Origin of the sequence: Gymnodinialimonas mytili (assembly GCF_037544085.1) — a bacterium.
In the GTDB taxonomy this organism is placed as follows: domain Bacteria; phylum Pseudomonadota; class Alphaproteobacteria; order Rhodobacterales; family Rhodobacteraceae; genus Gymnodinialimonas; species Gymnodinialimonas mytili.
Window position 1 is genome coordinate 702,155 of sequence record NZ_JBBIFW010000001.1, and the last position, 11,489, is coordinate 713,643.

Annotated in this window: 12 protein-coding genes; 11 read left to right on the forward strand and 1 reads right to left on the reverse strand. The window is 63.7% G+C overall.

Annotated elements, in window-relative coordinates; all coding sequences use genetic code 11:
* Nucleotides 1-14 precede the first annotated feature (14 nt).
* The 10 genes from V8J82_RS03465 to V8J82_RS03510 all read left to right on the forward strand — a co-directional run bounded on the left by V8J82_RS03465 (nt 15) and on the right by V8J82_RS03510 (nt 9,319).
* Nucleotides 15-794, forward strand: a complete 780-nt coding sequence (locus V8J82_RS03465) for an ABC transporter ATP-binding protein (protein ID WP_339972185.1) — start codon at nt 15-17, stop codon at nt 792-794.
* A 47-nt stretch (nt 795-841) separates the two neighbouring features.
* On the forward strand, nt 842-1,567 hold the full coding sequence (locus V8J82_RS03470; protein ID WP_339972187.1) for a transporter substrate-binding domain-containing protein: 726 nt from the start codon (nt 842-844) through the stop codon (nt 1,565-1,567).
* A gap of 42 nt (nt 1,568-1,609) precedes the next feature.
* A complete protein-coding gene (locus V8J82_RS03475; protein WP_339972189.1) occupies nt 1,610-2,425 on the forward strand; it encodes an alpha/beta fold hydrolase in 816 nt (271 codons plus the stop codon).
* Complete coding sequence (locus V8J82_RS03480) at nt 2,425-3,306, forward strand: ABC transporter permease (protein ID WP_339972191.1); 882 nt, start codon at nt 2,425-2,427, stop codon at nt 3,304-3,306. The genes V8J82_RS03475 and V8J82_RS03480 overlap by 1 nt, the downstream gene beginning before the upstream one ends.
* Nucleotides 3,303-4,142 (forward strand): ABC transporter permease, encoded by an 840-nt coding sequence (locus V8J82_RS03485; RefSeq protein ID WP_339972193.1) that lies wholly within the window; start codon nt 3,303-3,305, stop codon nt 4,140-4,142. Before V8J82_RS03480 ends, V8J82_RS03485 begins: the two co-directional genes overlap by 4 nt.
* A 38-nt stretch (nt 4,143-4,180) precedes the next feature.
* Entirely contained in the window at nt 4,181-5,515 is a 1,335-nt protein-coding gene (locus tag V8J82_RS03490) for a glutamine synthetase family protein (protein WP_339974503.1), read from the forward strand.
* Nucleotides 5,516-5,651: 136 nt separating this feature from the next.
* Complete coding sequence (locus V8J82_RS03495; RefSeq protein ID WP_339972195.1) at nt 5,652-6,356, forward strand: type 1 glutamine amidotransferase; 705 nt, start codon at nt 5,652-5,654, stop codon at nt 6,354-6,356.
* Nucleotides 6,353-7,726, forward strand: a complete 1,374-nt coding sequence (locus tag V8J82_RS03500) for a glutamine synthetase family protein (RefSeq protein ID WP_339972197.1) — start codon at nt 6,353-6,355, stop codon at nt 7,724-7,726. The genes V8J82_RS03495 and V8J82_RS03500 overlap by 4 nt, the downstream gene beginning before the upstream one ends.
* Complete coding sequence (locus tag V8J82_RS03505; RefSeq protein ID WP_339972199.1) at nt 7,719-8,024, forward strand: hypothetical protein; 306 nt, start codon at nt 7,719-7,721, stop codon at nt 8,022-8,024. Before V8J82_RS03500 ends, V8J82_RS03505 begins: the two co-directional genes overlap by 8 nt.
* Nucleotides 8,021-9,319, forward strand: coding sequence for an NAD(P)/FAD-dependent oxidoreductase (locus V8J82_RS03510; RefSeq protein ID WP_339972201.1), 1,299 nt, complete (start codon nt 8,021-8,023; stop codon nt 9,317-9,319). Before V8J82_RS03505 ends, V8J82_RS03510 begins: the two co-directional genes overlap by 4 nt.
* A gap of 44 nt (nt 9,320-9,363) precedes the next feature.
* Here the strand turns inward: V8J82_RS03510 and V8J82_RS03515 are convergent, their stop codons facing one another.
* Complete coding sequence (locus V8J82_RS03515; protein ID WP_339972203.1) at nt 9,364-9,933, reverse strand: inner membrane-spanning protein YciB; 570 nt, start codon at nt 9,931-9,933, stop codon at nt 9,364-9,366.
* A 269-nt stretch (nt 9,934-10,202) separates the two neighbouring features.
* Between V8J82_RS03515 and V8J82_RS03520 the strand changes: the two genes are divergently transcribed.
* Nucleotides 10,203-11,432 (forward strand): DegT/DnrJ/EryC1/StrS family aminotransferase, encoded by a 1,230-nt coding sequence (locus tag V8J82_RS03520; protein WP_339972204.1) that lies wholly within the window; start codon nt 10,203-10,205, stop codon nt 11,430-11,432.
* Nucleotides 11,433-11,489 lie beyond the last annotated feature (57 nt).

The window sequence follows — 11,489 nt, forward strand, 5'->3', positions numbered from 1 at the left end:
CGTATGAGTGCCTCGTGTCAGACCCCACACCCCCGGTGATCGAGATCACCGGATTGCACAAAAGCTTTGGCGATCTCGACGTCCTGAAGGGCGTCGATCTGACCGCGCGGGCGGGGGATGTCGTGTCGCTGATCGGGTCGTCGGGCTCGGGCAAATCCACCCTTCTGCGCTGCGCCAACCTGCTGGAAAACAGCCAAAAGGGTGAGATAAGGTTCGAGGGGGAGCCGCTCGACTGGACCGGCACGGGTCATGCCCGCCGCCCGGCCAACCCCGAACAGGTCCGCCGCATTCGCACCAATCTGTCGATGGTGTTTCAGCAGTTTAACCTCTGGTCGCATATGACCATCCTGCAAAACGTGATGGAAGCGCCCGTCACCGTCCTGGGTGAAGACAAGGCCGAGGTTGAGGATCGCGCGCGCCAACTGCTCGATAAAGTCGGCATCGGCGCCAAATGCGATGCCTGGCCCGCGGAGCTCAGCGGCGGACAGCAACAACGCGCCGCCATCGCCCGCGCGCTCTGCATGCAACCCCGCGCGCTTCTGTTCGACGAGCCGACCTCGGCGCTCGACCCGGAACTGGAACAGGAAGTCGTGCGCGTCATCCGCGGCCTCGCCGAAGAAGGCCGCACGATGATCCTGGTCACCCACGACATGCGCATGGCGCGCGATCTGTCATCGCATATCGTGTTTCTGCACGAGGGGCTGGTCGAAGAACAAGGCCCGCCCTCCGACCTTTTTGGCCGCGCCCAATCCGCGCGCCTCCGCCAATTCCTCAGCCATTCAGACGCGGCATGAGGATGCCTCTTGCCCGCAGGGCAATATCTTCAGACAGGGAGAAAACCATGAAAAAGATCCTACTGACGACCGGCCTTCTGGCCCTGACCGCGGGCGCCGTCTTGGCCGATGGCCATGGCGTTGTGCGGATGGGCACCGAGGGCGCCTACCCTCCGTATAACTTCATCAACGACAATGGTGAGGTTGACGGGTTCGAACGTGCGCTTGGCGATGAGCTGTGCGCTCGCGCCGAACTGACCTGCGAATGGGTCCTGAACGATTGGGATTCGATCATCCCCAACCTGACTTCGGGCAATTATGACACGATCATCGCAGGGATGAGCATCACCGATGAGCGGGACGAGGTGATCGATTTCACCCAAGGTTACCTGCCGCCCACCTCGTCGCTGTTCATGGCGATGGATGAGATCGAGCTCGACGGGTCGGTCATCGCGGCCCAGACCAACACGATCCAGGCGGGCTACATTGCCGAGATCGAAGGCGTCACGCTGATCGAGTTCGCCACCCCCGATGAAACCGTCGCTGCCGTGCGCAATGGCGAGGCCGACGCGGTCTTTGCCGATGGCGATTTCATCCTGGGCATCGCAGCCGAAGACAGCGATCTCGACGTGATCCTCGATCCGGTCGCCCTGGGCGGCGGCGTCGGCATGGGCCTGCGCGAAGGCGATGAGCTGATCGCAGCCTTCGACGAGCAGATCACGGCGATGAAGGAAGACGGCACGCTGAACGCTCTGATCGTCGAATGGTTCGGCGAGGAAGCCGAAACCTGGTGATTGGCATCGGGCGGGGCCCGCGCGGCCCTGCCCACACCGCCCATGTGGTCCCTTCCCGAGATATATGAGACATCGGCAGGCCGTGTCGCCGCAGCGCGCTACGGGGATGGTCCGCCTTTGGTGCTGGCCCATGGCTGGCCCTGGTCATCCTATGCCTGGTCTCGGGTTCTGCCCGCTTTGGCGCGGCACTACACCTGCCATTACTATGACATGCCCGGCTTTGGCCAATCGGCGAAAACCGGTCCGCGCCCCATGTCGCTCGACACCCAGGGCGAAGTGTTCGGCGAGATGCTGGACCATTGGGGCCTGGATGCGCCTGCCATCATCGCCCATGATTTCGGCGGCGCCGTCACCTTGCGCGCGCACCTTCTGCATGGGCGCGATTACGGCGCCTATGTGCTGATGAATGTGGTGGCGATGCGGCCCTGGGGGTCGGATTTCTTCGCCCATGTCGGCCGCCATATCGACGCCTTTACCGGCGTCCCGCCCCATATCCATGCGGCCATCGTCTGCGCCTATATTCAGGGCGCACTGACCCGCGATTTGCCCGATGACGATCTTGAGGCGCTGGAAGTGCCCTGGCGCGGCGCCGAGGGTCAGGCCGCCTTCTACGCCCAATTCGCCCTGGCTGATGAGCGCTATACCGCTGAGATCGAACCTGAATTTCCCAATCTTCGCATCGCGGCGCAGGTGCTTTGGGGCAGCGCGGATCCCTGGATCCCGCTCGCGCGCGGGCAGGCATTGGCCCAGGCCATCGGCGCCCCGCTGACCGAGCTGTCCGGATTGGGCCACCTGCCGCAGCTTGAAGATCCCGCGCGCACCGCCGACGCCCTGCTCAACGCGTTGGAGGCCGCCTGATGTTCGAATTCTGCGCCGACCCCTCCGTTCTGGGCACCTTCCGCTGGTTCTCATGCTATCTGACCAACGGCGTGCATATGCTGTTTTATCAGAGCTTTCTGACGGTATTCACCCTGATCGCCGTGGCCGCGCCCTTGTCGCTGGCGTTTGGCTTTGCCGCCGCCACCGCATCGCGCAGTCACGTGGCACCCGCGCGTTGGCTGGGCAAAGGCTACACTGCCATGGTGCGCGGCGTGCCGGATATCGTGTTCTTCCTGTTCTTCGTTCTGGTCCTGGATCAGGGCATCGAATATCTGCGCCATGTCGTGCAATGCCCCACTTGGACCGAGCCCGTGCGCCAGGGCGCCAATTTCCTGGTCTGCGACAGCGCCCGCACGCCGCCCGGCACCGCCCCGCAATGGGTGCATGAAGGCTATAATTTCGGGCTCGCCGCCTTCACCTATGCCATCGTGTTCGGCGCGTTTTGCGGCAATGTCCTGTTCGGCGCGATGAATGCGGTGCCCCAGCAACAACTGGAAACCGCCGCCGCCTATGGCATGACCCAACGCCAGATCTTCCGTCGTGTTCTGGTGCCGCAAATGTGGATCTACGCGCTGCCGGGGCTCAGCAATATCTGGATGATCCTGATCAAGGCGACGCCGCTTCTGTTCCTGCTGGGGATCGAAGACATCGTCTATTGGGCGCGGGAAATCGGCGGCTCGCGCAATTCCCGCTTCGCCTATCCCCATCCCGATTGGCGGTTCTGGTACTTCCTGGCGCTGCTGATCTTCTATCTCGGCTTCACCCGGATCTCCGAAATTGTGCTGTCCCGCCTGACCCGCCGTCTGTCGCGTGGTCAGGCCACGGCGGGCGGTGAGGCCATGCGAAAGGCGGCGGCATGACCTGCGCCGAGGCCTTCAACGCCTACGCCCTGCGCGCGCTTGGCATGGGCGAACGGCGCCTGCCCCAGGGCGATATCGGCCTGTGCGAACAGGTGGTGCTGATCGGCTCCGGCATGATCTGGAACGTCTATTTCGGTGTCTTGGCCCTGTCCTTGGGCTTCTTCTTTGCCGTGGCACTGGCCGTGGCCAAGGCCTCGCCGCGTCGGATCCTGCGCAAACCGGCAGAATGGTTCATCTTCCTGTTCCGCGGCTCGCCTTTGTTCATTCAGTTCTTCATGGCCTATGAGGCGTTTGTTCTGCTGCCCCGTGTCGGCGTCGAGTTCGAGATCCTCGGTATCGCGATCGAGGCCGAGACACGCTGGTTCGCCCGCGCCTGGCTGGGCGCCTTGATTGTGCTGTTCTTCAACACCTCCGCCTATGCCGCCGAGATCTTTTACGGCGCCCTGCGCTCGGTGCCCAAAGGCGATCTGGAGGCCGCGGATGCCTATGGCCTAAGCGGGTGGACGAAGTTCCGTCGCATCACCTTTCCCACCACGATGCGGCTGGCCTGGCCCGCCTATACGAACGAGGCGATCTTCCTGTTCCACGCCACGGCACTTGTCTTTTTCAGCTCTTTCCCCGCCTTCCAGCAAAGCGGAGATGCGCTGTATTACGCGCGCTATTTCGCAGATCGAACATTCAACCCCTTTATCCCCTATCCCATTGTGGCGACCTATTTCGTCCTGCTGACCCTCGGCATCATCGTGCTGTTCGGTGCGGTGAACCGCCGTCTGAACCGGCATTTGCCGCGGGCGGCACGGCCGAAGCTGCGCATCCGCCCCAACCTGATCCGATAGCCGTGACCCGCCCCACCGATCCCCCGCGCGTCGCGGCCATGGACGATTACCTGGCCCAACACCCCGAGATCAAATCGATCCGTATGATCGCCGCCGACCTCAACGGTCAGGCCCGCGGCAAGCGCATCGCGCGGCGCTCGGCGGGCAAGGCGATCAAAGACGGCACGCGCTTTCCCTATTCGGTTCTGAACCTGGATATCTGGGGCGAGGATATCGAAGACAGCCCGCTGCTTTTCGCGGCGGGCGACCCGGACGGTGTGCTGCGCCCGACCGAGCGCGGCTTCGTCCCCGTCCCGTGGCTCGACACGCCCACCGCGCTCTTGCCGATTTGGATGTTCGACGAGGATGGCGCGCCCTATCCCGGTGACCCGCGCCATGCGCTTAGCGCTGTGCTCGACCGCTATGCCGCGCGGGGCCTGACCCCGGTCGTCGCGACCGAGCTGGAATTCTACATCATCGACGACAGGGGCCGCGAGCTGCGCGTGCCGCCCTCCCCCCGCTCCGGCAAACGGCGCCACCAGGCCGAGATCCTGGCCCTGCGCCAATTGGATGCGTTCGACGCGTTTCTGACCGCGCTCTATGACGGCTGCGAGGCGATGGATATCCCCGCCGATACGATGATTTCCGAGGCCGGGCCTGGCCAGTTCGAGATCAATCTCGACCACCAGGCCGACGCCCTGAAGGCCGCCGACGATGCCTGGCTGTTCAAACTCCTGACCCGCGGCCTGGCGCGCAGCCATGGATTTGCGGCCAGCTTCATGGCGAAACCCTATCCCGACTATGCTGGCAACGGGTTGCATACGCATTTCAGCGTGCTGGACGCCGAGGGACGCAACATCTTCGACAATGGTGGTTCCGAAGGCACAGAGGCGCTGCATCATGCCATCGGCGGGTGCCTCGCAGCGATGGCGGGGTCGATGCTGATCTTCGCGCCCCATGCCAGCTCCTACGACCGGTTTGTGCCCGGGGCCCACGCGCCGATTGCCGCCGCCTGGGCCTATGAAAACCGCACCACGGCCTTGCGCGTGCCCGCGGGCACCCCCGCCGCACGCCGCATCGAACACCGCGTCGCGGGGGGCGATATCAACCCCTATCTGTTCCTCGCCGCAATCCTCGGCGCCGCCCTGGACGGGATCGAACGCGCCACCGATCCGGGCCCGCCCGTCACCGGCAACGCCTATGCCCAGGATCTGCCGCGCCTGCCGATCACCTGGGCGGACGCAATCGCCACCTTCGATCAAAGCCCGGAAATCGCTCGGATCCTTGCGCCAGAATTGCGCGCCAATTTCCTCGCCACCAAACGCCAGGAACTGCGCGACATGGCCGATCTGACGCCCGAGGAACAGCAGGATCTCTATCTCGATACGGTCTGATCCGAGCACCTCCGCCTTTCTTTGTTTCAAAAATATCCCGGGGGGCGGCGCAGCCGAGGGGGCAGAGCCCCCAGCCACTCTTGCCGCCCGTCCCCAGCGCCCATAGGCTCGCACCACGTCAAACGAAGGCATCTCCATGCGTCTCGGTATCCTGCAATGCGGCCACGTGCCCGATGAAGTCGCTGCCACGGACGGCGCTTACGGGGCGTTGATCGGCACGCTTTTCGCGCATCGCGGCTTTGACCAGACACTCTGGTCCGTGGTCGACCATGACTTTCCCCCGGGCCCCGATGCCGCCGATGGCTGGCTGGTCACCGGCTCGAAACATGGTGCCTATGAAGCCCATTCCTGGATTCCGCCTCTGGAGGATCTGATCCGCGCCATCGCCGCGACGGATCGTCCGTTGGTGGGCATCTGCTTCGGTCACCAGATCATCGCCCAGGCCCTGGGCGGCCAGGTCGAAAAGTTTCACGGCGGGTGGCAGGTCGGGCGGCGCGATTATCGCGTCGGCGATCATCATCTAGCGATGAATGCCTGGCACCAGGATCAGGTGACCGCCCTGCCGCCCGACGCGCAGATCCTGGGCGAGACCGAGCATTGCGCGGCCGCGATCCTGGCCATCGGCCCGCGGATCCTGACCGTGCAGCCGCATCCGGAATTCCCCAGCTCGGTCATCGAAACGCTGCTTGAGGTTCGCTCCGACCCCCTCAGCGCGGGCCAAATTACCGCCGCGCGCAACGCTCTGGACCGTCCGAATGACAACCGCGCCATGGCCGATTGGCTGGCCGATGTGTTGGAGGGCGCCGATGCCCGGCACGCGCCCCGGCTTGAGGCAACATGAGCAAATCCTCCGCCACCTCCGCCCTGCTGGATCACCTGCCCGACACCGCCCGCGCCTATCTGGACGGGCGGGTTCTGGACGAGGTGGAATGCATCGTTTCGGACCTGGCCGGTGTGGCGCGGGGCAAGGCGATGCCCGGCGCGAAATTCGCTAAGCAAAGCCAGTTCTACCTGCCCAATTCGATCTTCTTCCAAACCATTACCGGCGATTGGGCCGATGCGGTCGCCGAAGGCTTTACCGAGCCCGACATGATCCTGACGCCGGATTGGGACACTGCGATCCCGGCGCCCTGGACCGCGGATTGGACGCTGCAAGTGATCCACGACATTGCCGATCAATCGGGTCAGCCGGTGCCGTTTGCGCCGCGCAACGTGTTGAAACGGGTGGTCGATCTGTACCAGGCGCGGGGCTGGCGCCCGATTGTGGCGCCCGAAATGGAATTCTACCTGGTCGCGCCCAACACCGATCCGGCCCGCGAGATCGAGCCGCCCATGGGCCGATCCGGGCGCCGCGCCGCGGCGCGTCAGGCCTATTCGATGAGCGCGGTGGATGAATACGGCCCGATCATCGACGATATCTACGATTTCGCCGACACGATGGGGCTGGAGATCGACGGCATCCTGCACGAGGGCGGCGCGGGCCAGATCGAGCTGAACCTGCGCCACGGCGATCCGGTGCGGCTGGCCGATGAGATGTTCTATTTCAAGCGGATGATCCGCGAAGCGGCCCTGCGCCACGAGTGCTATGCGACCTTCATGGCCAAACCCATAGCGGGTGAGCCCGGCAGCGCGATGCATATCCACCATTCGGTCGTGAATGCCGAGACCGGGCGGAACCTGTTTTCCGACGAGAGCGGCGCCGAAACGCCCGCCTTTGCGCATTTCATCGGCGGGATGCAGCGCCATCTGCCCGCGGTGATCGCTTTGCTGGCGCCCTATGTGAATTCCTACCGCCGCTATGTGCCGGATTTTGCCGCGCCGATTAACCTGGAATGGGGCCGGGACAATCGCACCACCGGCCTGCGCGTGCCGGTCAGCGATGCCGATAGCCGGCGGGTCGAAAATCGCCTGCCGGGGATGGATTGCAACCCCTATCTGGGCATTGCCGCCTCGCTGGCCTGCGGCTATCTCGGCCTGATCGAGGGTCAGCCGCCTTCGGATGAATATCACGGTGACGCCTATTCGGCGGAGTCGGGCGTGCCACGTGGTCTGGGCGATGCGCTGGGTCTGATGGAGGCGAACCAGGCCATCGGTCAGGTCCTGGGTGACGATTTCGTGCGAGTCTATGCAGCTGTGAAGCAGTTGGAATATCGTGAATTTCTGCATGTCATCAGCCCCTGGGAGCGGGAGCATCTGTTGTTAAATGTCTGATCATCTGCCCGGATCTCAGATGTGGTGGATCGAAACCGGCCTGATCGCGGCAAGCGGCGTCGCGCTGGCGGTGTGGCTGTGGGACGGCCCGATCTTGGCGCGCAGCGATGCAGATCTGCGTGACGCGGCGCAAACAGCGCCGGGGCCCGAGGCGCAGCCGCGCTCACTGGGGGAATTGATCGATGCGGGCTGCATCACTGCCGACCATCTTCTGGCCCTGCGCGAGGGGCGCGAGGTGCGGGTGTTCTGCGACCTCGACGGCGCTGCCGATCCACCGGTGCCCCGTCAGTTTCAATGAGCGCCCTGTATCGCAACGACAAACCGGGGCAGCATGCACCATCCTGGTACGCGGCCAGCGTGCCCGAGCGGCCCCTGCGCCCGAAGCTGACCGCAGATGCACGCGCCGATGTGGTGATTTTGGGCGCCGGGTTCACCGGGCTCTGGGCAGCCAAGATCCTGGCCGAAGCGGGCTTGCGCGTTGTCGTGCTGGAAGCGCATCGCGTGGGCTTCGGCGCCTCGGGCCGCAATGGCGGGCAGGTCATCCCCGGCTACAATTGGGATATGAGCGCGCTCCACGCGCGGCTGGGCGACAAGGCCGCGCACGATCTGTGGGATCTGTCGCAATCGGGCCTGGCGCAGCTAAAAGAGGTCTGCGCGCGCCACCCGGACACGGCGTTTCGCACCGGCTGGGCCCAGGCCGAACCCCATGTGTCCGACTTTGCCGCCTACCCTGCCGAGGCCGCGTTTCTGGCGACGACTTTCGATCATCATGTCGAGATTCTGGGCACAAAAGCGTTTCGCGATCTGGTGAAGACCGAGGATTATGTGGGCGGTTGGTACGACCGGTCCGGCGGGCATCTGCATCCGCTGGCCTATACCCATGCATTGGCGACAGAGGCCGAGGCGGCGGGCGCCGTGATCCATGAACGCAGCGAAGTGTTGGAGATCCGCCCCGGCGCGCCGGTGCAGTTGCGGTGTCTGCGCGGCACCGTCACTGCCGACCATGCGATCCTGGCGGGCAACGGATATCTGCCGGGGTTGATGCCGCCGGTGAACCGGCGCGTGATGCCGATGAATTCGTTCATCGCGGTGACCGAACCGCTGCCCGATCTGTGGCTGGACGTGTTGGCCGAGGATATCGCCATCTCTGATGAGCGGTTTGTGGTGAATTACTTTCGGTTCACCGCCGACCGGCGGTTTCTGTTTGGTGGGCTGGAAAGCTATGGGCTGGGGTTCCCACGGCAGATTGAACAGCCGCTAAAGGCCAAGATCGCCCGAATGTTCCCACAACTGGCCGCGGCGCGGATCGACCATGCCTGGGGCGGCACATTGGCGATCACCCCCACGCGTCTGCCACATGTGGCGCGGGTTGGGCAAAACGTGATCTCGGCGGCGGGTTTTTCGGGGCTGGGCGTATCGTTGTCGGGTGTGGCGGGCCGGGTGATGGCCGAGGCGGTGTTGGGCCAGGCGAAGGGTCTGACGACGCTTGACGCGCTGCCTGTGCCCAGCTTTCCCGGCGGCACCGCGTTCCGCGCGCCGATCTTGGCCCTGGCGATGAGCTGGTTTGCCCTGCGCGACCGGCTGGGCGTCTAGGCGCCGCCACCCCGGTATCGGAGAAGGCCCGAGATCGGAGAAAGCTAATCTTCCTCCTCCTCTTCATCCTCATCCTCATCCTCATCCTCATCCCAGTAGAAGTGGATGATCACACCCGTTGCCACGAACAAGACCGCAAACCACCCGAAATCGGAGATCACCGAATAGAGAACCCAGGTGTCATCCGAGGTCGTGCGCCAGACGACCTCATTGGCGGCGGCTCGGATCAGGGACACGCCGATCCAGGTGAAATGCATCACCTGCCAGCCCTCGCGGGTAAGGAAGAGTTTGTACCCCATGCTTTGTTGCAGCATGGGCGGGCGCAACAGAAGACCGAAGGCCAGGATCACGGCGAATGCCACCGACGTGACCGTGCCGCTGATCTTCACAAAGGTCGCGTCGTCGTTGAACAGGCCAAGGATCAACATCACCATCGAGACGGCGAAAATCGTGATCGCCAGCCAAGGAAGCCGTCGATCCCAGCGCCATCGCAGGATGATTGCGAAGATTGTCGCGATGGCGGCCAGGCCCGCGCCCAGAAAGAGTCCGTCGATGGAATTCCCGATCCAGAACGCGATCCCGGGAGTGAATTCGATAAGCAGTCTTTTGTCCATGAGTGTCCACAATAACAGAGCGTTACGCCGTCCCTGCCGTGGCGGGAACAGTCCCGGCGGGGCTGTGGGAATGCAAGGCGAAATGCACGGATCCGATCCCCCAAACGGCGAGAATTCGCGCATGATTTTGGGCGTGTCGGACGTGGTGGCGGGCCCTCGCGCGGACTGAGATGGCAGGCTATCGCCATGGGGTCGATATGGGGGTTTCGCAGCGCGCCGGTTTTGCAGTATAAGATTTTTGAAAAGACACATTTCAAAAAGGTGAATATATGTCTCTCGATCATGTGCCGGCGCCGAATGTCTACGATGCGGAGCCCATTCCCGAGGCGGCCCGGGCCGAGATTGACCGGCTTTTGCAATCGGGTGATCTGTTTCGCTATACCGCGCCCGCCGATGCGCCTGTGGCTCTGCTGGAACAGGATTTTGCCGCATTGATGGGCACGAAATACGCGCTCGCCGTCTCGTCCTGTTCGGCGGCGTTGTTCCTGTCGCTGGAGGCTTTGGGCCTGCGCAAGGGCGCCAAGGTGATGATCCCGGCCTTTACGTTTGCCGCCGTGCCATCCTCGATCGTGCATGCGGGGATGCAGCCGGTTCTGTGCGAAGTCGGCGAGAATTACCGGATCGATGTGGCTGATTTCCTGGCGAAACTGCCCGGCGTGGATGCGGTGATCATCAGCCATATGCGCGGCCATACCAGCGATATGGATGCGATCATAGAGGCTTGCGAGGCCGCCGATATCCCGGTGATCGAAGACGCCGCCCATTCGCTTGGCACCACTTGGCATGGCCGCAAGATCGGGACGATTGGCAAGGTCGGCTGCTTCAGCTTCCAAAGCTACAAGCTGGTCAATGCCGGTGAGGGCGGGATCCTGGTGACAGACGATGCCGATCTGGTGGCGCGGGCGGTGATCATGTCGGGCGCCTATGAGCATAACTGGAAAAAGCATAAGGGCCCCGAGGGGCAGAACGACCCGGAATTGGAGATCGCCTTCGCACGCTGGCAGAACAAGCTGCCGCTTTACAATCTGCGGATGCAGAACCTGAGTGCCGCCGTGATCCGCCCACAATTGCCCGAAGTGGCACGCCGGGTGCGCGATGGGCGCGCGAACCACGATTATGTCGCGAATTTGCTGAATGCCTCGCCCTGGCTGGCGGTGCCCGATGCGTTAGCGCCCGAAGATCGCGCGCCGGATTCGATCCAGTTTAACTTGCAAGGCTTTGTCTCGGATAGTGAGGCGAAAGCCTTTGCCGATGCAGCGGCGGAGCGCGGTGTGAAGGTGCAGGTCTTTGGCCTGTCCAACGACAATGCGCGCGCCTTCTGGAACTGGCAGTTCATTCCCGGCGATGTGCCGGACCTGCCGCAAACCCGGGCGATGCTGATGCGCGCCTGCGATGTGCGCCTGCCCGCGCGGTTACAAAAGGCGGATCTGGATTTCATCGCCGAAGCGCTGGTCGCCGCGGCGCGGGATGTGAAAGGCGATGACCGCGCGGTGGCGTAAGGGTGTGCTGAGACGCGCATCGCCGGGCCGCGGCATGGCGATCCGATGGGTGTTCTT

Excerpts from the sequence above, each read along its gene's own strand:
- V8J82_RS03490 (WP_339974503.1), top strand. The coding sequence starts at position 4,181 with ATGGACGATTACCTGGCCCAACACCCCGAGATCAAATCGATCCGTATG.
- V8J82_RS03480 (WP_339972191.1), top strand. The coding sequence starts at position 2,425 with ATGTTCGAATTCTGCGCCGACCCCTCCGTTCTGGGCACCTTCCGCTGG.
- V8J82_RS03475 (WP_339972189.1), top strand. The coding sequence starts at position 1,610 with ATGTGGTCCCTTCCCGAGATATATGAGACATCGGCAGGCCGTGTCGCC.
- V8J82_RS03495 (WP_339972195.1), top strand. The coding sequence starts at position 5,652 with ATGCGTCTCGGTATCCTGCAATGCGGCCACGTGCCCGATGAAGTCGCT.
- V8J82_RS03485 (WP_339972193.1), top strand. The coding sequence starts at position 3,303 with ATGACCTGCGCCGAGGCCTTCAACGCCTACGCCCTGCGCGCGCTTGGC.
- V8J82_RS03470 (WP_339972187.1), top strand. The coding sequence starts at position 842 with ATGAAAAAGATCCTACTGACGACCGGCCTTCTGGCCCTGACCGCGGGC.
- V8J82_RS03515 (WP_339972203.1), bottom strand. The coding sequence starts at position 9,933 with ATGGACAAAAGACTGCTTATCGAATTCACTCCCGGGATCGCGTTCTGG.
- V8J82_RS03505 (WP_339972199.1), top strand. The coding sequence starts at position 7,719 with ATGTCTGATCATCTGCCCGGATCTCAGATGTGGTGGATCGAAACCGGC.
- V8J82_RS03510 (WP_339972201.1), top strand. The coding sequence starts at position 8,021 with ATGAGCGCCCTGTATCGCAACGACAAACCGGGGCAGCATGCACCATCC.
- V8J82_RS03520 (WP_339972204.1), top strand. The coding sequence starts at position 10,203 with ATGTCTCTCGATCATGTGCCGGCGCCGAATGTCTACGATGCGGAGCCC.
- V8J82_RS03500 (WP_339972197.1), top strand. The coding sequence starts at position 6,353 with ATGAGCAAATCCTCCGCCACCTCCGCCCTGCTGGATCACCTGCCCGAC.